The 22,537-nt window shown below is 62.2% G+C and carries 24 protein-coding genes and 1 pseudogene; 17 read left to right on the top strand and 8 right to left on the bottom strand.

Annotation, left to right across the window (positions count from 1 at the left end):
• The first annotated feature begins 22 nt into the window (after positions 1–22).
• The 10 genes from QWE_RS22985 (at position 23) to QWE_RS22940 (ending at position 9,219) form a co-directional block, all read left to right on the top strand.
• Positions 23–820, top strand: coding sequence for a segregation and condensation protein A (locus QWE_RS22985; RefSeq protein ID WP_052018261.1), 798 nt, complete (start codon positions 23–25; stop codon positions 818–820).
• Positions 821–824: 4 nt separating this feature from the next.
• A complete protein-coding gene (scpB, locus tag QWE_RS22980) occupies positions 825–1,559 on the top strand; it encodes an SMC-Scp complex subunit ScpB (RefSeq protein ID WP_006728581.1) in 735 nt (244 codons plus the stop codon).
• 87 nt (positions 1,560–1,646) lie between these two features.
• Positions 1,647–2,774, top strand: a complete 1,128-nt coding sequence (locus QWE_RS22975) for an ABC transporter ATP-binding protein (protein WP_006728580.1) — start codon at positions 1,647–1,649, stop codon at positions 2,772–2,774.
• A gap of 12 nt (positions 2,775–2,786) precedes the next feature.
• Complete coding sequence (locus QWE_RS22970; protein ID WP_006728579.1) at positions 2,787–3,002, top strand: twin-arginine translocase TatA/TatE family subunit; 216 nt, start codon at positions 2,787–2,789, stop codon at positions 3,000–3,002.
• A gap of 113 nt (positions 3,003–3,115) precedes the next feature.
• Entirely contained in the window at positions 3,116–3,859 is a 744-nt protein-coding gene (gene tatB, locus QWE_RS22965; protein ID WP_006728578.1) for a Sec-independent protein translocase protein TatB, read from the top strand.
• Positions 3,856–4,677, top strand: a complete 822-nt coding sequence (gene tatC, locus QWE_RS22960) for a twin-arginine translocase subunit TatC (protein ID WP_006728577.1) — start codon at positions 3,856–3,858, stop codon at positions 4,675–4,677. Before tatB ends, tatC begins: the two co-directional genes overlap by 4 nt.
• A 105-nt stretch (positions 4,678–4,782) precedes the next feature.
• Positions 4,783–6,066 carry a serine--tRNA ligase gene (gene serS / locus QWE_RS22955; RefSeq protein WP_006728576.1) on the top strand — a complete coding sequence of 428 codons (1,284 nt, stop codon included), beginning with the start codon at positions 4,783–4,785 and terminating at the stop codon, positions 6,064–6,066.
• Between the two features lie 22 nt (positions 6,067–6,088).
• Entirely contained in the window at positions 6,089–6,859 is a 771-nt protein-coding gene (gene surE / locus QWE_RS22950) for a 5'/3'-nucleotidase SurE (protein ID WP_006728575.1), read from the top strand.
• Positions 6,856–7,509 carry a protein-L-isoaspartate(D-aspartate) O-methyltransferase gene (locus tag QWE_RS22945; protein ID WP_006728574.1) on the top strand — a complete coding sequence of 218 codons (654 nt, stop codon included), beginning with the start codon at positions 6,856–6,858 and terminating at the stop codon, positions 7,507–7,509. Before surE ends, QWE_RS22945 begins: the two co-directional genes overlap by 4 nt.
• A gap of 180 nt (positions 7,510–7,689) precedes the next feature.
• Positions 7,690–9,219 carry a peptidoglycan DD-metalloendopeptidase family protein gene (locus QWE_RS22940; RefSeq protein ID WP_040300888.1) on the top strand — a complete coding sequence of 510 codons (1,530 nt, stop codon included), beginning with the start codon at positions 7,690–7,692 and terminating at the stop codon, positions 9,217–9,219.
• Between the two features lie 74 nt (positions 9,220–9,293).
• Here QWE_RS22940 and QWE_RS22935 read toward each other — a convergent pair whose 3' ends face one another.
• The gene (locus QWE_RS22935) at positions 9,294–10,166 is read right to left on the bottom strand and encodes an ATP-binding protein (RefSeq protein ID WP_006728572.1); all 873 of its coding nucleotides are present in this window, start codon (positions 10,164–10,166) and stop codon (positions 9,294–9,296) included.
• A 206-nt stretch (positions 10,167–10,372) separates the two neighbouring features.
• Here QWE_RS22935 and yajC point away from each other — a divergent pair, with 206 nt between their 5' ends.
• From yajC to QWE_RS22910, 5 genes are all read left to right on the top strand, one after another.
• Entirely contained in the window at positions 10,373–10,720 is a 348-nt protein-coding gene (yajC, locus tag QWE_RS22930) for a preprotein translocase subunit YajC (RefSeq protein WP_006728570.1), read from the top strand.
• Positions 10,721–10,782: 62 nt separating this feature from the next.
• On the top strand, positions 10,783–13,335 hold the full coding sequence (gene secDF / locus QWE_RS22925) for a protein translocase subunit SecDF (protein WP_006728569.1): 2,553 nt from the start codon (positions 10,783–10,785) through the stop codon (positions 13,333–13,335).
• 4 nt (positions 13,336–13,339) lie between these two features.
• On the top strand, positions 13,340–13,738 hold the full coding sequence (locus QWE_RS22920; protein ID WP_006728568.1) for an Mth938-like domain-containing protein: 399 nt from the start codon (positions 13,340–13,342) through the stop codon (positions 13,736–13,738).
• 20 nt (positions 13,739–13,758) lie between these two features.
• The gene (locus QWE_RS22915) at positions 13,759–14,613 is read left to right on the top strand and encodes a phytoene/squalene synthase family protein (RefSeq protein ID WP_006728567.1); all 855 of its coding nucleotides are present in this window, start codon (positions 13,759–13,761) and stop codon (positions 14,611–14,613) included.
• A 98-nt stretch (positions 14,614–14,711) separates the two neighbouring features.
• A complete protein-coding gene (locus QWE_RS22910; protein WP_006728566.1) occupies positions 14,712–15,161 on the top strand; it encodes a hypothetical protein in 450 nt (149 codons plus the stop codon).
• 15 nt (positions 15,162–15,176) lie between these two features.
• Here the strand turns inward: QWE_RS22910 and trmFO are convergent, their stop codons facing one another.
• The 3 genes from trmFO to tyrS form a co-directional block, all read right to left on the bottom strand.
• Positions 15,177–16,586 carry a methylenetetrahydrofolate--tRNA-(uracil(54)-C(5))-methyltransferase (FADH(2)-oxidizing) TrmFO gene (trmFO, locus tag QWE_RS22905; protein ID WP_006728565.1) on the bottom strand — a complete coding sequence of 470 codons (1,410 nt, stop codon included), beginning with the start codon at positions 16,584–16,586 and terminating at the stop codon, positions 15,177–15,179.
• A 143-nt stretch (positions 16,587–16,729) separates the two neighbouring features.
• Positions 16,730–16,873, bottom strand: a complete 144-nt coding sequence (locus QWE_RS24905) for a DUF1127 domain-containing protein (protein ID WP_006728564.1) — start codon at positions 16,871–16,873, stop codon at positions 16,730–16,732.
• 260 nt (positions 16,874–17,133) lie between these two features.
• Positions 17,134–18,390, bottom strand: coding sequence for a tyrosine--tRNA ligase (gene tyrS, locus QWE_RS22900; protein ID WP_006728563.1), 1,257 nt, complete (start codon positions 18,388–18,390; stop codon positions 17,134–17,136).
• A gap of 138 nt (positions 18,391–18,528) precedes the next feature.
• On the opposite strand from tyrS, the pseudogene QWE_RS22895 reads away from it, so the two are divergent.
• Together QWE_RS22895 and QWE_RS25855 are read left to right on the top strand one after the other, a co-directional pair.
• Positions 18,529–19,641, top strand: a pseudogene (locus QWE_RS22895) (anhydro-N-acetylmuramic acid kinase); the annotation flags it as partial.
• Complete coding sequence (locus QWE_RS25855; protein WP_240532608.1) at positions 19,630–20,193, top strand: GNAT family N-acetyltransferase; 564 nt, start codon at positions 19,630–19,632, stop codon at positions 20,191–20,193. The pseudogene QWE_RS22895 and the gene QWE_RS25855, both read left to right, overlap by 12 nt.
• Here the strand turns inward: QWE_RS25855 and QWE_RS22890 are convergent.
• From QWE_RS22890 to QWE_RS22875, 4 genes are read right to left on the bottom strand one after another with little or no spacing between them, the layout of a single operon-like run.
• Positions 20,145–20,978: a patatin-like phospholipase family protein gene (locus QWE_RS22890; RefSeq protein WP_006728561.1), complete on the bottom strand. Its 834-nt coding sequence runs from the start codon at positions 20,976–20,978 to the stop codon at positions 20,145–20,147. The two genes, QWE_RS25855 and QWE_RS22890, sit on opposite strands and share 49 nt — an antisense overlap.
• A 46-nt stretch (positions 20,979–21,024) precedes the next feature.
• On the bottom strand, positions 21,025–21,234 hold the full coding sequence (locus tag QWE_RS22885) for a hypothetical protein (RefSeq protein ID WP_006728560.1): 210 nt from the start codon (positions 21,232–21,234) through the stop codon (positions 21,025–21,027).
• Positions 21,215–21,655 carry a putative toxin-antitoxin system toxin component, PIN family gene (locus QWE_RS22880; RefSeq protein ID WP_006728559.1) on the bottom strand — a complete coding sequence of 147 codons (441 nt, stop codon included), beginning with the start codon at positions 21,653–21,655 and terminating at the stop codon, positions 21,215–21,217. Before QWE_RS22880 ends, QWE_RS22885 begins: the two co-directional genes overlap by 20 nt.
• A 1-nt stretch (position 21,656) precedes the next feature.
• Positions 21,657–22,334, bottom strand: a complete 678-nt coding sequence (locus QWE_RS22875; RefSeq protein ID WP_006728558.1) for an alpha/beta hydrolase — start codon at positions 22,332–22,334, stop codon at positions 21,657–21,659.
• Positions 22,335–22,537: the final 203 nt, after the last annotated feature.

Below are 22,537 nucleotides of genomic sequence, written 5' to 3'. Positions count from 1 at the left end.
GGAGACGCCGGTCCCGACGCCGATGGACAGCCTCTGGCAGGACACTGCCGAGGAGAGGGCCGCGAGTGACCCCGCTTTGCTGATCGATGTCGCGGGCTTCGAAGGGCCGCTGGATCTTCTGCTCTTCCTCGCCCGCAACCAGAAGGTCGATCTTGCCCGCATTTCGGTGCTGGCATTGGCGGAGCAATATCTGCTTTTCATCGAGAGCGCCCGGCGCATCCGCATCGAGCTTGCCGCCGATTATCTGGTGATGGCCGCCTGGCTGGCTTATCTGAAATCGCGTCTTCTGATCCCCCAGCAGCCGAAGGACGATGGCCCCTCGGGGGAAGAAATGGCCCAGACGCTTGCCTTCCGCCTGAAGCGGCTGGAGGCGATGCGCGAGGCCGCGAGCCGGCTGATCAATCGCAATCGTCTCGGGCGTGACGTCCACCCGCGCGGCGCACCGGAGCATGTGCCCTCGCGCGCGGTGAGTGCCTATGAGGCATCGCTCTACGACCTGCTGACCGCCTATGCCTCACTTCGTCAGCGTCAGGCGATCACGCAGGTTACCATCGAGAAGCGCCGGGTCTGGTCGCTCTCGGATGCACGCGGTATCCTGACCCGCATGATCGGCGAGATTTCCGACTGGACGGCGCTCGACCATTTCCTGCTGCGTTATCTTCCGAGCCCTGAGGAGCGGGTGACCGCGATTGCCAGCGCCTTTGCAGCCTCGCTCGAACTGGTGCGCGAGGGACGCCTCGAAATCCGCCAGGACGGCGCCTTTCAGCCGATCTACATGCGCAGCGGCCCCAGGGCCGAGGCACTCAAGGCGGTGGAGTAAGCCCATGGCCGATGTCGAGGACCTTGATCCCGAAGAGGGCATGGAGCCGGAGGAGGGCGGTCATGCCGCCTCGCTGCGCGGCGAACTCGATCGCCGCGAGGCGTTGCGCATCGCAGAAGCCCTCGTTTTTGCATCGGCCCAGCCGGTCTCGACGACGTTCATCGAGGAGCGGCTTCCGCGCGGCATTTCCGCAACCGATATCCTTCACCAGCTGAAGGAGGACTATGCCGCGCGCGGCGTGAACCTCGTTCAGGTCGATGACCACTGGGCGTTCCGTACGGCGGCAGATCTGTCCTTTGCCATTCGTAACGACGAGGCCGAGGTCAAGAAGCTCTCGCGTGCCGCCCTCGAAGTGCTGGCGATCATTGCCTATCACCAGCCGGTGACGCGCGCTGAGATCGAGGACATCAGAGGCGTCCAGACCTCGAAGGGCACGCTCGACGTGCTGATGGAGGCGGGCTGGGTGCGGTTTCGCGGGCGGCGTCGTTCGCCGGGCCGTCCTGTTACCCTCGGCACGACCCGCGATTTTCTCGATCATTTCGGCCTGGAAGAGCTGCGCGATCTGCCGGGTCTCGAAGAGTTGAAGGGCGCAGGGCTGCTCTCTGGCCGCATCCCCGCCAACTTCAATATTCCGCTTCCCATGGCCCATGACGATCTGACCGACGAGGAAGATCCGATCACGCAGCTCGACCTCGAAGAACTCGGCCTCTTGACTCCGGGCGGTGAAGCAGAGGAATAGGGTCAGCTTTTTCAACGGTGACCGGTGATACCTGATCGTGCGGCGACATATCCGCACCGATCAGGCGTAAGCCGCGCGGACGGCAGAATGAACCCAGCGAAGATCCAGCATGGAGACGGCCAGCGCACGGCGGGCGTGACCTTTGCCGCGCGCCTGACCTTCGAGGACATTCACCACCGTTACCACGGCAAGGAGACGATCCGTGGCGTTACGCTGACTGCCGAACCCGGCGAGGTGCTTTGCCTCCTCGGTCCCTCCGGATCGGGCAAGACGACACTGCTGAGGATCGCAGCCGGCATCGAGGCGCAGGCCGCGGGCCGCGTCCTGATCAACGACCGCGAAGTGGCAGGACCGACAAGCTTCCTGCCGCCGGAGAAGCGTGGCATCGGCCTGATGTTTCAGGACTTCGCTCTCTTTCCCCATATGTGCGTGCTCGACAATGTCCGTTTCGGGCTGACCGCCTTGCCGCGCAAAGAGGCTGTGGCCGAAGCCATGGCCGCACTGGAGCGCGTGGGCCTCGCGCATTATGCCGAGAAGTTCCCCCATGCCCTTTCGGGCGGCGAGCAGCAGCGCGTGGCTCTCGCGAGAGCACTCGCACCTCGGCCAAGCGTGCTTTTGATGGACGAGCCGTTTTCCGGCCTCGATTCGCGCCTGAAAGACACCGTGCGGGCCGACACGCTTGCAATTCTTCGTGAGACCCGCGCGACTGCCGTCGTCGTCACCCATGACGCCGAGGAAGCGATGCGTATGGCAGACAGAATTGCGTTGCTGAAGAATGGTCGGCTCGTTCAGGTCGGCACTTCGGACGATCTCTATCGTCGGCCCAACGACATTTTCGCGGCTGCCTTCTTTTCTGAAATCAACGAGTTTTCCGGGAAAGTGCGTGGCGGTCGCGTCGAGACGCCCTTGGGAGCAGCCGATTCCGGAGACATCGCCGAAGGCGCTGACGTCGAAGTTGCCGTGCGGTTGTCGGGTCTGTCCGTGCGCGACAGTGGCGGTGCCATTCCGGCCCGTATCATCGCGCGCCGCTTCCTCGGGGTCGTTGAACTCCTCGATCTCGCAGTCCCTGGCACCGAGCGGCCGGTTCGCGCGCGGATCCGGGCCGACATCTTGTCCCCGGGTGTGCGCGACGTGACGATTGCGGTTGAGCCCAAAGACATTTTGGTGTTTGAAAAGACACCGGAAAGCCCCTACATCGGGGAAACAAAAATCTAAGGAGTGGCAGGCATGGGTTCGTTTAGCATTTGGCACTGGATCATCGTTCTGGCGATCGTCCTGCTTCTCTTCGGTCGCGGCAAGATCCCGGAACTGATGGGTGACGTGGCCAAGGGCATCAAGAGCTTCAAGAAGGGCATGAGCGACGAGGACGAGAACCAGACGGCCTCGAACGCACAGCCGACCACCACGAAGACGGTCGACCACAAGGCCGACGAGGTAAAGTGATCGGTTAAAGCCGATCGGACGGGCAGTTTTTCGACTTCCCGTTCTTCGTTGAAATGTTGGAAGACCGGCGCCCGGATTGAGGCGCCATTGCGTGGCATCAGGAGCCCGTTTGCATGCTGGATATTGGCTGGACCGAGCTTTTGGTGGTCGCCGTCATCCTGATCGTCGTGGTGGGCCCGAAGGATCTGCCGCCGATGATCAGGGCCTTTGGCAAGATGACCAAGCGCTTGCGTCAGACGGCGGGCGAATTCCGCGCCCAGTTCGACGAAGCCTTGCGCGAGGCCGAGCTGGATGATCTGAAGAATTCGGTCAACGACATCCGCTCGCTCAACCCTGCGAACACGATCCGCGAGACGCTCAATCCGCTGCGCCAGATGGGGCAGGAGATCAAGTCGGACCTGGAGCGTTCCACGCGCCTCGACACCAAGTCGGCTCCTCTGGATGATGGCTACGAGGACAATTCGATCCTCCCCGATGTGCCGCTCGGCCTTGGAGAACCGCCCCAGGAATTGAGGCCGGTGACGCCGCCGCCGCCGGTTGCGAACCCAGCCAACCCGTCCACGCCCGCGCCGGTTGCGGCAACGGCGCCGGCAACATCGGCCCCGGCCTCAGCGCCGGTCGTTGCGAAAAAAACCGCGGTCCGCAAGTCGGCGGCAGGCAAGACCGCATCTGCGTCCGAAACTGCAGTGCCGGCCAAATCTGCAGGCAAAACGGCCAAGCCAGCAGCACCCGCTGCCAAGGCGCCCGCCAAACTGTCTGCAGCTAAGGCCGAGGTCGCCAAGCCTGTCGCTGCGGAAAAGACGGCTGCCAAGCCGGCGCCCCGGACACGCAAGACCAAGAGTGAGGACCGCGCATGAGCGGCGATATCGACGACAAGCCCCAGCCGCTGATCGAGCATCTGATCGAGCTGCGTTCCCGACTGATCTGGGCGCTTGGCTCCTTTTTCGTCGCCTTCATCGTCTGCTTCTACTTCGCCAAGCCACTCTTCAACATGCTGGTGGTACCGTACAAGTGGGCGGTGGCCTGGGCCGGCATGGACCTGAGCAAGGCCGAGCTGATCTACACGGCGCCGCAGGAGTTCTTCTTCACCCAGGTGAAGGTTGCGGCCTTTGGCGCGATGGTCATTGCCTTCCCGGTGATCGCCTCGCAGATCTACAAGTTCGTCGCTCCCGGGCTCTACAAGAACGAGCGTGCCGCTTTCCTCCCGTTCCTGGTTGCGTCGCCGCTGCTCTTCCTGCTCGGCGCGTCGCTCGTCTATTTCTTCTTCACGCCCATGGTCATGTGGTTCTTCCTCGCCATGCAGCAGGCGCCGGGTGAGGGCGATGTGGCGATCTCGCTGCTGCCGAAGGTTTCGGAATATCTGAGCCTGATCATGACGCTGGTTTTCTCCTTCGGCCTGGTGTTCCAGCTGCCGGTCATCACCACGCTTCTGGCACGGGTCGGTATCCTCGAAAGCCAGTGGCTGGCCGACAAGCGCAAGTACTTCATCGTCGTTGCCTTTGTTGTCGCCGCCGTGCTCACACCGCCAGATCCGCTCTCCCAGATCGGTCTTGCGCTGCCGACGATCCTTCTCTACGAGGTGGCTATCTATGCAGCGCGACTCGTGGAGAAGAGCCGTGCCAAGTCGGACCAAGAGGCCGCACTTGCCAAGGCGTCTTCGCCAGACGAGGCCTGATCGGCCGACAGCGTCGGCCGCTGCATGATAACCCATTGAGACATGGGGCCGGACCTGGCCGCCGGCCAATCCGTTCCCGGTCGAAGCTCAAGACCTGGAACGACGATGCTCGATATCAAGTGGATCCGTGAAAACCCCGAGGCCCTCGATGCCGCACTCGCCAAGCGCGGTGCAGAGCCGCTCTCCGCCTCGCTGATCACGCTGGATCAGAAGCGTCGCGCCGTGGCGCAGGCGATGCAGGACATGCAGTCGCGCCGCAACAGCGCGTCCAAGGAAATCGGCGCCGCCATGGCGCAAAAGGACATGGAGCTCGCCGAGAAGCTGAAGGCCGAAGTTGCCTCGCTGAAGGACACGCTGCCGGCTGCCGAAGAAGAAGAGCGTCAGCTGACGGCGGAACTGACCGATGCCCTGTCGCGCGTCCCGAACATCCCGCATGACGACGTGCCCGTCGGCAAGGACGAGAACGATAATGTCGTCGCCCGTGTCGTTGGCGAGAAGCCGACCTGGAATCACAAGCCCTTCGAGCACTACGAAATCGGCGAAAACCTCGGCTACATGGATTTCGAGCGCGCAGCCAAGCTGTCTGGCGCCCGTTTCACTGTACTCACCAGCCAGCTTGCCCGCCTTGAACGCGCCCTTGGCCAGTTCATGCTGGATCTGCACACGTCGGAGCATGGTTACACGGAGGTGTCGTCGCCCCTTATGGTGCGTGACGATGCCATGTATGGCACGGGCCAGTTGCCGAAGTTTGCAGAGGACCTGTTCAAGACCACGGATGGCCGCTGGTTGATCCCGACGGCCGAGGTGACACTGACCAACCTCGTCTCCGGCGAAATTCTCGATCAGGAAAAGCTGCCGTTGCGCTTTACTGCGCTGACCCCGTCCTTCCGATCGGAAGCAGGCTCGGCCGGTCGCGACACCCGCGGCATGCTGCGCCAGCACCAGTTCTGGAAGTGCGAGCTCGTCTCGATCACCGACGCCGAAAGCTCGATGGAAGAGCACGAGCGCATGACGGCTTGCGCGGAAGAGGTACTGAAGCGCCTCGGCCTGCATTTCCGCACCATGACGCTCTGCACCGGCGACATGGGCTTCGGCGCCCGCAAGACCTACGACCTTGAAGTCTGGTTGCCGGGTCAGAACACCTATCGCGAAATTTCGTCCTGCTCTGTCTGCGGCGATTTCCAGGGCCGTCGCATGAATGCCCGCTACCGCAACAAGGACGGCAAGGGCACGACCTTCGTGCACACGCTGAACGGCTCGGGAACGGCCGTCGGCCGCTGCCTGATCGCGGTCATGGAAAACTACCTCAACGAGGACGGTTCGATCACCGTGCCGGACGTGCTGCTGCCCTATATGGGCGGCATCAAGAGAATCGAGAAGGCGGCCTGATCACGCCGCAACCGGAGTGGCCATGCGCATCCTGCTGACGAATGACGACGGTATCCACGCCCCGGGCCTTGCCTCTCTGGAGCGCATTGCCCGAAGCCTGTCCGACGATGTCTGGGTCGTCGCGCCCGAGACCGACCAGAGCGGGCTCGCCCATTCGCTGACGCTGTCCGAACCCTTGCGTCTACGCGAGCTCGACGACAAGAAGTTCGCGCTTCGCGGCACGCCGACCGACTGCGTGATCATGGCAATCCGCAAGGTGCTCGACCGCAAGCCCGATCTCGTCCTGTCCGGCGTCAATGCGGGTGCGAATATGGCCGACGATGTCACCTATTCGGGCACGGTTGCGGGCGCGATCGAAGGCACAGTGCACGGTGTCAGGTCCTTCGCCCTGAGCCAGGCCTACAGCTATGAGACGGGTACCCCGATCCCGTGGCATGTTGCCGAGACGCTTGCGCCCGACCTGATCCGGAAACTGTCCAAGGTCGACCTGCCGCCTGGCACTTTCCTCAACCTGAATTTTCCGAACTGCGAACCCGGCGAAGTGCAGGGAATCGACGTGACCTCGCAGGGCAAGCTGGATTTCGGCCTTTCCGTCGAAGAGCGCCAGGATGGTCGCGGCCTTCCCTATTTTTGGCTGCGCTTCGGCGACCGGAAGGGCAACTTCCGCGCCGGAACCGACATTCACGCGCTGCGCGAGAAGAAGATTTCCGTGACGCCGCTGAAGCTCGACATGACCGACTATGCGGTACAGGACAGGGTTGCGGCAGCACTGGTCGATGGGGATGCGGTGTGAGATCGGCTCTCGTCGAGCGCGAGGGATTTGCAGCTCTGGTCCTGCGGCTGAGGGCTGAAGGCATCACCGATATCGATCTGCTGACGGCCGTCGAGCAGACGCATCGCTCGAGCTTCGTTCCGCCCGAATTTGCCCAGAACGCCTATTCCAGCCGCTCCATCCCGATCGAATGCGGGCAGTTCATGGAGGGGGCTGATCTCGCCGTTCGGCTGCTTTCGCTGCTGCAGGTGAAGCCCGGGCATCGTGTGCTCGAGATTGGGACCGGCAGTGGCTTCGCAACGGCCGTGCTCGGGCGGCTCGCCGAGCGGGTGATTTCGATCGAGCGATACAAGACCCTGATTGCAAGCGCCCAGCGTCGACTGGAGCAGCTTGCGATTCGCAACGTCATACTGCGTCAGGTCGACGGCTCGAACGGGTTACCGGGCGAGGGGACCTTCGACCGGATCATCTGTACGGCGGCCTATCCCGTCATGCCCCGGTTCTTTGCCGAACAACTCGTGTCCGGCGGCATGCTGCTCGCGCCAATCATGGTGGATGAGGAGCGCTGCGTCATGGTCCGTCTGACCAAGACCGGAAGCCGGTTCGAACGGGAGGATCTGTTCGAGGTGCCCTTCCTGCCGCTGCAGCCGAAGATTGCTCAGCACCTCTGAACTGATATTTTTTGGAACTCTTGAAAACCCTTTCAACGCAGGCGCAGGAGCGCCCGAGCTTGCATAAATTATATGCGCTTCGCCGAATTCGTTCATAACGAATCCACGGGGTTAACTGACCGGTAATACTAACGCGCTTTAATGAAGCCACATCAAGTTGTGTCATATGTGGGTCGAGTCATGCGTAAAAGTGTATCGCCGAAAGCTGGATTGCCTGTCGCTCGTTTGTGCGGCGCGCTCCTCCTGGCCGGTACGGCGGCCGGGTGTAGTTCAGACGCCTCGCGCTTCAGCTCGGTCTTCTCCACCGACAGTCTGACTACGGCGTCCATCCCTCGTCAGCAGCGCAATCAGCCGCCGATCCCCACCGAGAATATCGGTGGTGGCGGAATGTATGGTCAGTCTCAGGCCATGGCGCAGCCGATGCCGGCAAACCCGGCATACGAAGCGCCGGCCTCTGCCCGGGCGGCAAGCACGCCGGCCTCCGTACAGCGTGCCGAACTGGCGGCACCGTCTGGCGCAGGCAACAATTCCGATCGTTCCGCTGCCATGGCGCAGCCTTTCCCGTCTGCGCCTCAGCCGCAGTCCGGTCAGGTTGCGGCCGTCAATCCAGGCCAGGTTCTGGTCGAGCCGACCTCGACCGGCTCTACGCCCCGTCAGGGCGGTTGGTCGACAGCGGGTGCTGCACGCGTGACCTTGCGGCCCGGCGAGACCATCGCGACGCTCGCTGATCGCTACGGTGTGCCGCAGAAGGAAATTCTGAAAGCCAACGGTCTGACCCATGTCAGTGACGCGGCTCCCGGCCAGCTTGTGATCATCCCGACCTTCGGCGGTCCGAATGCGGCCCGCGCTGCCGCCGACGCTTCCGGCCTGCCGACCGATGGCCGCAAGCCTGTGCTGCCGGGCGACCAGCAGCAGAACGTCGCTGTCCTGCCGAATGCCCCGAATTCCCGTGAGAAGCAGCAGGTCTCGGCATCGGCCGCCACCGGCAAGTCGGATGCAGGTGCGGGCGCCGGCGCCGGTTCGTACATTGTGAAGCCGGGTGATTCCCTGGCGCGCATTGCCAAGGCGAACGGCGTCACGGTCGATGATCTCAAGAAGGCGAACGGTCTGACGACCGGCAATATCCGCATCGGGCAGGCGCTCGTGGTGCCGGCCAAGAGCAGCGCGGCTCCCGCCGTCGCCCAGACTCCCGCAGCACCCGCCGCCGACCCCGTCCAGACAGCTTCCGTGCCGGCTGCAGGTCAGCCTGCCGAATACCAGGCCCCGGCCGCCAACAAGTCGGTCACGGAAGTCGCCGCCGCCAAGCCGGAAACGGCTGCTCCTGAGATGACCGGCATCGGCAAGTATCGCTGGCCGGCCCGTGGTGCCGTGATCGCCAATTTCGGCGCCAATATCGATGGTAAGCGCAGCGATGGTATCGCGATTTCCGTGCCGCAGGGCACGCCGATCAAGGCTGCCGAAAACGGTGTTGTCATCTATGCCGGCAACGGCCTCAAGGAACTCGGCAATACCGTTCTCGTCCGTCACGACGATGGCAAGGTCACCGTCTACGGCCATGCCGACAGCCTGTCCGTCCAGCGTGGCCAGAAGGTCCAGCGTGGCCAGACGATCGCGACCTCAGGCATGACCGGCAACGTCAAGCGTCCGATGCTGCACTTCGAAGTCCGGAAGGATGCAGCCCCGGTCAACCCGATCACCTACCTGGAATAGTGTGTTGCGTACCAGGTGGTGAAAAAGCCCGGAGCTCGCGCTCCGGGCTTTTCTGTTTCCAGAAGTGGCTTGTCTCAGCGGCGGTCGGTGGAGATCCGAAGGCGTCCGGCGAGATCCTGGATGTATTGCCAGGCGACGCGGCCCGAGCGTCCGCCGCGGGTGGTGGCCCATTCCAGAGCCTCGTGATGCAACTGCTCGCGGGGAAGCGGCAGTGAAAAATGCGCGGCATAGCCGTCGATCATCGTCAGATAGTCGTCCTGACTGCATTTGTGGAAACCAAGCCAGAGGCCGAAACGGTCCGAGAGCGAGACCTTCTCCTCAACGGCTTCCGACGGGTTGATCGCCGTTGATTGCTCGTTTTCCATCATGTGGCGTGGCAGCAGATGGCGCCGATTGGATGTTGCATAGAAGAGCACATTGTCCGGCCGTCCCTCGACGCCGCCGTCCAGTGCCGCCTTCAATGACTTGTAGGCGGTGTCGTCATGGTCGAAGGAGAGGTCGTCGCAGAAGACGACGATCCGGTGCGGCGCATCCTTGATGATGTCGAGCAGGCCGGGAAGCGTTGCGATATCCTCCCGATGCACTTCAACGAGCTTCAGCGCGATGCCGTTCGTCTTGACGATGTCTGCATGCACCGCCTTGACCAGCGACGACTTGCCCATGCCGCGTGCGCCCCAGAGCAATACATTGTTGGCAGGAAAGCCTTCGGCGAAGCGCAACGTGTTTTCGTGCAGGATGTCACGCACATGGTCGACGCCGCGGATGAGGCCCAGTTCCACGCGGTTCGGGCGCTTGACGGGCTGTAGGTGGAGCCGTGCCGGAGACCAGACGAAACAGTCGGCGGCCTCCCAGTCGTTCACGGCAGGTGGCGGCCCCGCGAGCCGTTCCACGGCCTCTGTGAGGCGCTTCACTTCGGCCAGAAGTGCCTTCACGCTCTGATCATCCATCGTCGTGCTCCTCGTCGTCCGGTCCGGCTGTGCAAGCCTCAGGTCGGGCGGTATCACGCAGAATTGCGGGCATAAAGGGTAGGGCGCCTGAAAATGGTACGCTTCAGCGCTGTTTCTGTTGCATTCATGGGCCCTCTCACTATATTCCGGCGACCTGACGAGGGGGCCGCGCGGCTCCTCCAATACGCTTCAATAGGGAGTCTTTCATGTTTATCACCGAGGCCTTTGCCCAGGACGCAGCCGCTGCCCCAAGCGCGATGGGATCCGGACTGGAAATGCTGCTGCTCTTTGCACCGCTGATGGTGGTCTGGTATTTCTTCCTGATCCGTCCGCAGCGGACGCAGATGAAGAAGCGTGAAGAGACCCTGTCTGCCATTCGTCGTGGCGATCAGGTGATCATGGGTGGCGGCATCGTCGCTAAGGTCACCAAGGTGATCGACGACAAGGAACTCGAACTGGAAATCGCCGATGGCGTGAAGGTTCGTGCGATGCGCCAGTATGTGGCGGAAGTCCGTGTCAAGGGCGAGCCGGTCAAGACCGAAACCGCCGCCTGATCCCGCTGGGCCGGCCTCGCGCCGGCCTTTGCCATTTTCCGATGCCCTGATTCGAGAGTTCCATGCTTTACATTTCCCGCTGGAAGACATTGTTCATCTGGTTGACCGTTGCGCTCGGCGTTCTTGTCGCCCTGCCAAATGCCTTCACGGACGAGGAACTGGAAGCTTTTCCCTCGTGGTTCCCCACGAACAAGGTGACGCTGGGCCTCGACCTCCAGGGCGGCTCACACATCATGCTGAAGCTCGAGCGTCAGGACATCGTCAAGGAACGCCTTGAGACGATCGTCGGCGACGTCCGGACCCAGCTGCGCGAAGCCGGTATCCGCTACACGGGCCTTTCCGGCGTCGGCCAGCAGATCCAGGTGCGCATCACCGATGCGGACAAGATGCCGGAAGCCATCGAGGCGCTGCGCTCGCTGACCGATCCCGTCAGCGTTGGCGGCCTGACCGGCGGCTCCGTGACGGAAGTCGCTCTCGAGCAGGCGGAAGACGGCCTGCTGCGTCTGACACTGACCAATGATGGCATCGACTACCGCGTGTCTTCGGCGCTCACACAGTCGATGGAAGTCGTGCGGCGCCGCGTCGACGAGCTCGGAACGACCGAACCGCTCATCCAGCGCCAGGGTGATGACCGCATCATCGTTCAGGTTCCCGGTCTGACCGATCCGCAGCGTCTGAAGGCGCTTCTGAATCAGACCGCCAAACTGTCGTTCCACATGGTCGACACGACGATGCCGGTCACGGAAGCGATCAATACGCGTCCGCCGGCACAGTCGGAGGTCCTTTACTCGGCCGATGACCCGGCTGTCCCTTACCTGATCGAACGTCGTGCGCTGATTTCGGGTGAAAATCTCGTCGATGCTCAGGCCGCTTTCGACCAGCGCACCAACGAGCCAGTGGTCAGCTTCCGCTTCGACAGCCGCGGCGCCCAGCGTTTTGCCCAGGCGACGCAGGAGAATGTCGGCAAGCCCTTCGCCATCGTCCTCGACCAGCAGGTCATCTCCGCACCTGTTATCCGCGAGCCGATCCTTGGTGGCTCCGGTCAGATCTCCGGCAGTTTCTCGGTCGAAGGCGCAAATGATCTCGCAGTTCTGCTGCGCGCCGGTGCGCTTCCTGCCACGCTGACCGTCGTCGAGGAACGCACCGTCGGCCCGGGCCTCGGCCAGGACTCCATCAATGCCGGCGTGACCGCCAGCATCATCGGCGGTATCGCGGTCGTCGTCTTCATGCTCGCCTTCTACGGCACCTTCGGTGTAATGGCGAACATCGCGCTTGCGGCAAACATCGCCATGATCCTTGCGGCCTTGTCGCTGATCGGGTCGACGCTGACCTTGCCGGGTATTGCCGGTATCGTGCTCACCATGGGTATGGCGGTCGACTCGAACGTTCTGATCTACGAGCGCATAAGAGAGGAAGCCCGCAACGGCCGACCATTGGTGCAGGCCATCGAAGTCGGCTTCAAGAAGGCTTTCGCGACGATTGTCGACGCCAACCTGACGACCTTGATTGCTGCCGTGGTCCTCTTCTTCCTCGGGTCCGGCCCGGTCCGCGGTTTTGCCGTCACCCTGTCGATCGGTATCGTCACGACCGTCTTCACCGCCTTCACCCTGACCTTCTGGTTGATGGCCTTCTGGTACCGTTGGAAGCGCCCGAAGCACATTCCGAAGAGCGTACGCACCGGTTTCTTCGACAACCGCAACATCCGCTTCATGGCAGCCCGCAAGTTCAACTTCGGACTGGCCATGCTTATCTCGGTTGCCTCGCTGGTCGGCTTTGCGACTGTTGGCATGAACCTCGGGATCGACTTCAAGGGCGGCTCGATCATCGAGGTGCAGGCGCGCGACGGAACCGCCGATCTCTCCGATATCCGCGACCGTCTGAGCCAGTTGAACCTCGGCGAAGTACAGGCCCAGGGCTTTGGCGACGATGCCAGCGCGCTGATCCGTCTGCAGGCGCAAGATGGCGGCGAGAATGCCGAACAATCGGCTCTGACCAAGGTGCGCGGTGAACTGGAAGCCGAATACGACTTCCGCCGTGTCGAAGTGGTCGGGCCGTCGGTCTCGAGCGACCTGACCTATTCCGCGACGATCGGCGTTGCTGCAGCCCTGTTCGGCATCCTGATCTACATCTGGTTCCGCTTCGAGTGGCAGTTCGCGCTGGGTGCTATCATCGCGACATTGCACGACGTGGTCTTCACGCTCGGCCTGTTCGTCCTGACAGGGATCGAATTCAACCTGACGAGTATCGCGGCCATCCTGACGATCATCGGTTACTCGCTGAACGATACGGTCGTCGTCTATGACCGCATGCGAGAAAACCTCAGGCGATACAAGAAGATGCCGCTCGAGGTGCTGATCGACGAGTCGATCAACCAGACGCTCTCGCGTACGGTCCTGACGGCCGGAAGTACGATCCTCGCCCTTGGCGCGCTCTATCTGTTCGGTGGCGAAGTCATTGCCTCCTTCACCTTCGCCATGCTGGCAGGCGTTCTGATCGGGACCTTCTCGTCGATCTACATCGCCGGTCCGGTTCTGATCGCCTTCAAGCTGCGTCCGGAATCCTTCCAGCAGGACGACAGCGAAGGCGAGAAGATGCCGGCCAAGGCCGGAGCCTGAACCGATGGTCTTCGGCTTCGGAGATAAGGGCGTCACCATCCGTGACGCCCATTTCCCGGGGCGGCCCGGCATCGACAGCTATGGCAATGGCGGTTTCCGCTTCGCCGACATGTCGCATCGGGGCTCGCTTCTCCTCCTTCCCTCCGGCGTCTATGGCTGGGAGCAGACCGAGGAGGAGCCGATAACCCGAGGCTCGCTTGCGCGTGTGTTCTCCGAGGCCGGCATCGAGTTCCTGCTCTTGGGCACCGGTCGGCAGTTGCGTCTGGTCGATCCCGATCTGCGGTCCGCGCTAAAGGCGAAGGGCATTGCCACCGACCCCATGGGAACCGGTGCTGCGGTACGCACGTATAACATCATGCTGGCCGAGCAACGCCCGGTCGCTGCCGCCTTGATTGCGGTCTGACCATCCTCGAAAGGTGCATCGTGAGCGAGATTCCGTCGGCCAATGAGGCGCTTTGCCTGCGGGCTCTGCAGGAGACGGATCGCGACCGCTACTTGGCAAGCCTCCTGACGCCGGCCGATCGGCGTGCCGCGATCGTTGCGCTCTATGCCTATAACGCCGAGCTCGCCCGCGTGCGCGACCTCGTGCGCGAACCCTTGCCGGGCGAAGTGCGGCTGCAATACTGGCGGGATCTGCTGGAAGGCGCCGCCCATGGCGAGACGGCGGGAAATCCTGTTGCCGCCGAGCTTCTTCTTGCTGTGCAGGACCATCGCCTGCCGGTAGCGCCGCTTGTCGCCATGGCCGATGCACGCATCTTCGACCTCTATGACGATCCGATGGAAACGACGGCGATGTTCGAAGGCTACGCCGGAGAGACGGCAGCGGCACTCATTCAGCTGTCATCGCTGGTCCTCGATGCAGAAGCTGCCGAAGCTGCCTCCGAGATCGCAGGCCATGCGGGGGTGGCACTTGCCGTTGCCGGCGCGATCCTGCTGATGCCGATCCATCGCGCCCGAGGGCAGGTTTACCTGCCCACACAGATCCTTGCCTCCGTCGGGCTCGACCGGGACGGATTCCTCGCCGGGGGCAACGACGAGCGGATGACCGCCGCCATCCAGGCCTTTGCCGGTTTCGGTCTCGATCACCTGCGCAAGGCGAGGGCGGCCGGGGCGATGCCGAAAAGCCTGCTTGCCGCCTTCCTGCCCGCGACGCTCGCAGAACCTGTGCTCAAGCGGGCGATGAAGATCGGCCATACCGCTCTCTCGACCGATATTCGTCCGCCGCAATGGCGACGGCAGATGGCGATGATGCGCCTGCTGCTGACCGGTCGGCTCTGAGACGGCGCGACTTCCCAGGCACACCACGTTCACGCAAGGCTCGCCTGTTAGCAGCCATTGCGATAGTGTGTGTGTGCGGAAGGAAGCGAGAGCAAATCATGGTGACCTGGGGTATCGTCTTTGCGCTCATCCTGGCGCTGGCCTATTTCTCCTCGCGCATGGTGCGCCAGGAGGATGACGGGTTTCAGGATGCTGGCCTCGCCATTCTCGAATTCGGCCGCGCCTTTCCGCAGGAGGCAATCCGCAGCCTGCACGCCACGGTCGACGGCAAGGCCGTCTTCGTCCGTCTGCATGACAACAAGGCGGGCTTCATGCGCAGCATGCGCAACCATTTCGCCTGCCACCTGATCGAGCCTGGTACGGTGCGTGTGAGCCCCTTGCCGAACGGCAAAGGAATTGCCGTCGAGTTTCTCGACGCATCCTTCCACAATGGCGAGTTCACCTTCGCCAATCCGGCCATCGCGGCGGAGGTGTCCCTCTGGCTGCTCGGCAACTATCTCGGCCATGCAGACCGGGAGCCGGACGCTGCCTCGGGCGCGACCGGCTGACGCTGTCTGCCGCCGTCAGGCAGCACCCAGCCAGGTCTTGCAGTGTTCGAGTGCCCGTGCGGCGATCAGCTGTCGCTTCATGATCGTCTTGTCCTTGCCGCGGAAGCGCTTGACGCCCTCAGGCTTGACAATCGAACCGGGCTCGAGCTCGGGAAACAATCCGAAATTGATGTTCATCGGCTGGAACGAGCGCTTGCCCGGCTCTTCGTCGGAGACGATGTGGCCGCCGGTGATGTGGTTGAGCAGCGAGCCGAGCGCCGTCGTCGCCGGCGGAATGCTTGGTGTCTCGCCCTTCCGCTGCGCCGCTGCGAAGCGACCGGCCAGCAGGCCGATCGAGGCGCTCTCGACATAGCCTTCGCAACCGGTGATCTGGCCGGCGAAGCGCAGCCCGGGCCGCGCTTTCAGCTGCAGGCTCTGGTCGAGAAGCGTCGGTGAATGGATATAGGTGTTGCGATGCAGGCCGCCGAGGCGGGCGAATTCGGCATTTTCCAAACCTGGAATCATCCGGAAGATCTCGGCCTGGGCGCCGTAGCGCAGTTTCGTCTGGAAACCGACCATATTGTAGAGCGTGCCAAGCGCATTGTCCTGGCGCAGCTGGACGACAGCATAAGGCTTGACGGTCGGATTGTGGGCGTTGGTGAGGCCCATCGGCTTCATCGGCCCGTGGCGCAGCGTCTCGCGACCACGCTCGGCCATCACCTCGATCGGCAGGCAACCATCGAAATAGGGCGTGCCTTCCCATTCCTTGAAGCCGACGGCGTCACCGGCGATCAGCGCATCGATGAAGGCATTGTACTGCGCTTCGTCGAGCGGGCAGTTGATATAGTCCTTGCCCGTGCCGCCAGGTCCGACCTTGTCGTAGCGCGATTGGTACCAGCAGATGTCCATGTTGATGCTGTCGGTATGCACAATCGGCGCAATAGCGTCGAAAAAAGCCAGCGCGTCCTTGCCTGTCCGTTCGCGGATGGCTTCGGCTAGCGCCGGCGAGGTGAGGGGGCCTGTCGCGATGATGGCGAGATCCCAGTCTTCCGGCGGCAGGGCGGTCACTTCCTCACGGACGACCGTGATCAGCGGATGCCGCTGGATCTCGGCTGTGACAGCCTCGGAGAAGCCATCGCGGTCGACCGCGAGCGCGCCACCGGCGGGGACCTGATGCCTGTCGGCGCAAGCCATGATCAACGAGCCGGCGAGCCGCATTTCGGCATGGATGACACCGACGGCGTTCGACGTCGCGTCATCGGAGCGGAAGGAGTTGGAGCAGACCAGCTCGGCAAGGCCGTCGGTCTTATGTGCATCCGTGCCGCGCACGCCGCGCATCTCGTGCAGCATGACCGGAACGCCGGATTGCGCGACCTGCCAGGCGGCTTCAGAGCCTGCAAGACCGCCGCCGATAATATGAATGGGGGAGAAGGTGCTGTTCGTCATGGGCGGCTCCATATCACGCCTCGCGGCGCGAGGTCCATCGTGTCTGGAGCCATGCAGCGGGCCGGGCGTTCAATTTGGTGAAGCCGGAATCAAATACGGCACCATGCGGTGCCGTTTGACAGGCTGCTTTGTGCAGGATCCGATTAACGGAACGAGCGCGAAGCGATGTTGCGGATCTCGTAGCGGGTGATGCCGATGTCGTTCAGGGTCTGCGAAGACAGGTTGCCCAGTTCGTTCATCGTGCGGCGGTAGCTGATCCAGTTCTTTGCAATGCGGATCGGGTTCATGGTCGTTTCCTCGTCGAAATTTTCGCTGATCCTGCGGTCTTTCCCGCATCGGCGATTGACCTTCTTATACGCCCGTAAAACAAGATTGTGCAGTGCAAATAATATGCGACTGCTATGCATTTGTGCATGAGGTTGCCGTGATATGCGGCAGAGCAGGTGTGCTGGCGAAAAATGCGCCACACGTTAACGACTGTTTACGGATACAGAAAAGCCCGCGATTGCGGGCTTTTCGAAGGGTGTTTTGATGGCTTGGTCGGTGATCAGACCGGCTTGATCAAAATGTGCTTCTTCTTGCCGAGCGACAGCTTGATAACGCCATCCGCCGTGACCTCTGCACTGCCCACAGACATGCGCTCATCGGAGACGCCGGCATCGTTGATCTTGACCGCACCACCCTGGACATGACGACGGGCTTCGCCGTTGGAGGCTGCAAGGCCCGCCTTGACGATCAGTCCGAGCAAGCCGATCCCAGCCTCGAGTTCCGCAGAGGCAACCTCGATGGTCGGAAGCGTATCGGCGAGCGCACCTTCCTCGAAGGTCTTGCGCGCGGTCTCGGCAGCCTGCTCGGCCGCTTCCCGGCCATGCAGCAGCGTCGTCACTTCCGTGGCGAGGATCTTCTTGGCTTCGTTGATCTCCGAGCCACCAAGTGCCGCGAGACGTGCGATCTCGTCCATCGGCAGGATGGTGAAGAGCTTGAGGAAGCGGACGACATCGGCATCCTCGGTGTTGCGCCAGTACTGCCAGAAGTCATAGACCGGCAAGAGGTCGGCGTTGAGCCAGACAGCGCCCGATGCCGACTTGCCCATCTTGGCACCCGAGGAGGTGGTGAGCAGCGGTGCGGTCAGCGCATAGAGCTGCGGCGTGCCCATGCGGTGGCCGAGATCGATGCCGTTGATGATATTGCCCCACTGATCCGAGCCGCCCATCTGCAGCCGGCAGCCGTAGCGCTGGTTGAGCTCGACGAAGTCGTAGGCCTGCAGGATCATGTAGTTGAATTCGAGGAAGGACAGCGACTGCTCGCGGTCGAGGCGCGTCTTGACGCTGTCGAAGGACAGCATGCGGTTGACCGAGAAGTGGCGGCCCACATCGCGCAGGAACTCGAGGTAATTCAGCGGGCGCAGCCATTCGGCATTGTTGATCATCAGGGCGCCGCCCTTCGGACCCTGGTCGTAGTCGAGGTAATGCGAGAAGCAGCGCTTGATCGAGGCGATGTTCTCCTCGATCGTATCGATCGTCATCAGCTTGCGGGCTTCCTCCTTGAAGGAGGGGTCGCCGACCATGCCCGTGCCGCCGCCCATCAGCGAGATCGGCTGGTGGCCGGTCTGCTGAAACCAGCGCAGCATCATGATCTGCATCAGGTGACCGACATGCAAGCTGGATGCCGTCGGATCATAGCCGATATAGGCCGTCACGCTTTCCTTGGCGAGCAGGTCGTCGAGCCCCGTTTCATCGGACATCTGATGAATGAAGCCGCGCTCGGAGAGGATGCGGAGGAAATCGGACTTGAACTTCGTCATGACGCTGTTGCTTTCGGTTTCTCTGGTCTTTCGGTGGTAATCTTGGAAATCCGCGCGGGCTTTAGCATTGTTTTTTGAATTGTGCACCCGTCTCGGTCATGAATGTCCGGCGTGAACGGCAGCCGAATCGGGTGGCAAATGGCGGAAATCAGGACGGCTATCGGGTTGATGAGCGGCACGTCGATGGACGGCATCGACGTGGCGCTGTTGCGCACCGATGGCGAGGCGGTGGTCGAGCGTGGTGGCTTCCTGTCTGTTCCCTACGAGCCGGCCTTCCGCGACCGGCTGAAGCAGGCGCTGGAAGATGCCAAGACGATCAGGCAACGCAACGAGCGGCCGGGCGAGCTCTCCCGTATGGAGAGAGACCTGACGTTACGTCATGCCGAAGCCGTCCGTCTTTTCCTGCAGCAACAGAAGCTGGAGCCAAAGGATATCGACCTCATCGGCTTTCATGGTCAGACCGTTCTGCATCGGCCCGACGAAGCGCTGACCGTGCAGCTCGGCGACGGTCAGCTCCTGGCGAGCGAAACCGGCACCGATGTCGTCTACGACCTGCGCGCCAATGATATGGCCCATGGCGGACAGGGCGCGCCGCTGGTGCCGGTCTATCATCAGGCGCTGGCGCAGCAATTGCCGGCGGATCGCTGGCCGGTCTGCTTCGTCAATATCGGCGGCATCTCGAACCTGACCTTCCTCGACCACGACGGCACGATCATCGGCTTCGACAGTGGACCGGGCAATACGCTGATCGATCAATGGGTCGAGGCTCATGCCGGCATTCCCTATGATGACGGTGGCCGGATCGCCTCGGAAGGTTCGGTGATCATGGTGCTCGCCGAGCGCTATCTGGACAATCCGTTTTTCACGGCAAGCAAGCGCCGGTCGCTGGACCGCAACGATTTTCGCCCGCCTGAGGGCCACGAGGCGGAGCTGTCCGACGGTGCGCGCACGCTGGCTTATGTCTCGGCTGCGGCGATCCTCAAATCTGCAAGGCATCTGCCGACCCCGCCGAAAACCTATGTCATCTGTGGCGGCGGCCGCCTGAACCGCACGATCATGGCCGATCTTGTGCGATTGGCCGCGGAGAGAGGAGCGGAGGTCATGAGCGCAGAACAGGCCGGCTTCGATGGCGACGCGATGGAAGCCGAGGCCTGGGCCTATCTGGCGGTACGATCGGCAAGCGGGCTGCCGCTCACCTTTCCGGGGACGACGGGTGTCAGCCAGCCGGTAAGCGGCGGTGTGCTGGCGCAATCCGCGCTTCTGCGGACGCTGCGCCTGGCGCTCACAAGGTGGTTAGATGGTGACGAAGAGCGTCTCGTCCAATTGCACGGCACGCCGGAGACCAGCGTCTATGTCGGGCATGGCAAGCCCTGGGATCGGGACTATGCAAGAGAGCGGCTGGCGGGGTGGCGTACAGGCTTTCGCCGCCAAGGCTTCTCCACCTTGAAGCTGATGACGGCCAATGGTTCGGAATTCGTGGGGCGCGCCGGAATCAGTTGGTACGAAGACGCCCAAGTTCATCAACTTGCCTATTCGATCGAGCGGTCAAAATGGGATCAAGGTTACGCGAGCGAGATCGCCAGCGCTCTGGTGGGGTGGTTCTTCGAGACGGAGGTCGGGGAACGGCTGGAAGCCATGGCGCATGTCGACAACGCGGCCTCATTACACATCCTCAAAAACACAGGCTTCCGGGAAATCGACATGCGCTCCGTGCGAGGGGAACCCTGCCGCTTCTTTCAGATGACCCGAGCCGATTATGCGGATTTTGCAAAGGCGAGGCCATCCCGCAAGCCCACTTCATAGGCATGCCGGATGCCGGCTGCGTCGCCGACGGCGAACTTGCTGACCGGAATGTCTTCACTCGGGCCGACGACGATGCGGTTGGCGACCGCCGGCGGCGTGCGGCCAAAGCGGGTCGAGAGCAGCAGCGTCTTCCAGCCTTTCGCTTCGACTTCTGAAAGCTTCATCAGGGGCGGATTGTCGACGAGGCCGCCATCGAGATAGGCCCGGCCGCGGACCCTTCCGACCGGCATGAAGGGTGGGACCGAGGAGGTCGCCATCAGTGCATCGACCAGCTCACCGGGATAGTCGACATTGTGCGTGGAGAACCAGGTCGGACGCAGTTTCATGCGAAGCCCTGCCTTGGAATGGGTGCCGTCGGTCAAAAGCTTTTCGATCTGATAGGCGCCGATCGAGCCCAGCGCCCCGAGCGCACCCGGCATCCAGTCCGGAACGCCGGAGAGCTGGATCAGCATCGGCGGTGCAGCCTTCAATGCGGCGAGTTCTGCCTCGCCGAATTCGCTGGCGAGCAATTGTCGAAACAGAGCACCGACGACCAGCGGCGATTGCCGCCGCCTCAGCGCGCGCCAGTCAATGCCACGATGCCCCTTTTCGGCGAATGCGAAGGCGGACTCGCGAACCCGATCGCCGACACCGGCAAGAAACATCGCGCCGTGATAGGCCCCGGCAGAAACGGACACATAGAAGCGCGGATTGAGCGGCTGATGCTCGCTGAAAGCCTTCAAGAAGCCGCTCTGCCAGTAGCAACGGTTTCCGCCACCTGCGAGGCCGACGGCGTCAAATGTCATGGGTGAGGTCATTCAAAGCATCACAGTCTGTAATCGAACACGACGGTCAGTCGCGACGAAGCAAGGCGAGGGCTTCCGCCTCTCTTCCCCTGCCGCGGGCGGCCATCTCCTCGAACAAGCGGTAAGCTTCGTGCTGCTTTACCATTTCCGCTGCCATTTCTGATACAAGGCGTTCAGGAGAGACACCCTTTTCCGCCGCGATCAGATCCACCTTTTCGTGAACCTCGGAACTCAGCTCAACGGTTAAAGCGTTCATGTTCAAGCCTCCGAACGGTCGCTGCGGGTGTCTCGATCTTGATATGCGGGAACCTGAGCTCCGCCTTTTCGAAATCTCGGATGTTCGACGTCACGACTATATGCGCGTTGGCCGAGATTGCCAATTCGATCAAGTGATTGTCGGCTTCATCGACGAGATTGGGCCGCCATTTGAAGTGCGCCGTGCGCCAGTGGCAGCGAGAAACGAAAATTTCCAGCAATGCTAAACGTTCATTGGCGGACAATCGTGCCTGAACAAAAGGCTCGGTCCTGGACAGAACGTCGCGGTACTCGAGTAGCAATGGACCGGACAGGAAAGGGACAAGGCGTCCGTCCAGGCACGCCTCGATCACTTTCGAGGCTGGACCGCGGCCGATACAAGCGCTGACGAGCACATTTGTATCGGCCACGATCCGGATCATCTTACCGGATCCGCTTGGCAGCCGGCTCGGGGACCAGTTCGCCGTCGAGGCGACGGTCGAGATAGTCCTCGCACTCCGCCATCAGCGTTTCCACCTGGCCGTTGAAGAAGTGGTTGGCGCCCGGCACCGTCTTATGAGTGATGAGGATGCCCTTCTGCGTCTTCAGCTTGTCGACGAGGCCGATGACGTCTTTTTCAGGTGCCACCTTGTCGCTGTCGCCATTGATGATCAGGCCGGACGATGGGCAGGGGGCGAGGAAGGAGAAGTCATAGATGTTCGGCTGCGGCGCGATCGACATGAAGCCTTCGATCTCAGGGCGACGCATCAGGAGCTGCATGCCGATCCAGGAGCCGAAGGAGTAGCCGGCAACCCAGCAGCTCTTCGAATCCGGATGCAGGCTCTGCACCCAGTCCAGGGCCGATGCGGCATCCGACAACTCGCCGGCGCCATGGTCGAACTCGCCCTGGCTGCGGCCGATGCCGCGGAAGTTGAAGCGGAGCGTGGTGAAGCCGCGCTTCTGGAACATGTAGAACAGCTGGTAGACGATCTGGTTGTTCATCGTCCCGCCGAATTGCGGATGCGGATGAAGGATGATCGCGATCGGTGCGCTCTTTTCCTTGGAGGGCTGATAACGGCCTTCGAGACGGCCGGCGGGGCCGTTGAAAATCACTTCGGGCATAAGGTTCCGGTCCCTGACATTTTTGCGGTTCGTCAACACCAAATTAGAAAGCTGACTTGACGGCGTCAGTCAGCTTTTCTAGAACGAAGTTTAGAACCGTTCGAAACTGGATGACGTCGCATCCGGGGTGAAGGTGTCATAAGGCAAGCCCGGCGGAAATTTCAAGGAAAATGCGCCGCCACGTGTATGGGAGTCTGAAGCCA

It is taken from the genome of Agrobacterium albertimagni AOL15, assembly GCF_000300855.1.
Classification (GTDB): Bacteria; Pseudomonadota; Alphaproteobacteria; order Rhizobiales; family Rhizobiaceae; genus Allorhizobium; species Allorhizobium albertimagni.
Note: the sequence above shows the minus strand (reverse complement) of the source record. Positions and strands in the feature narration are given on the sequence as shown.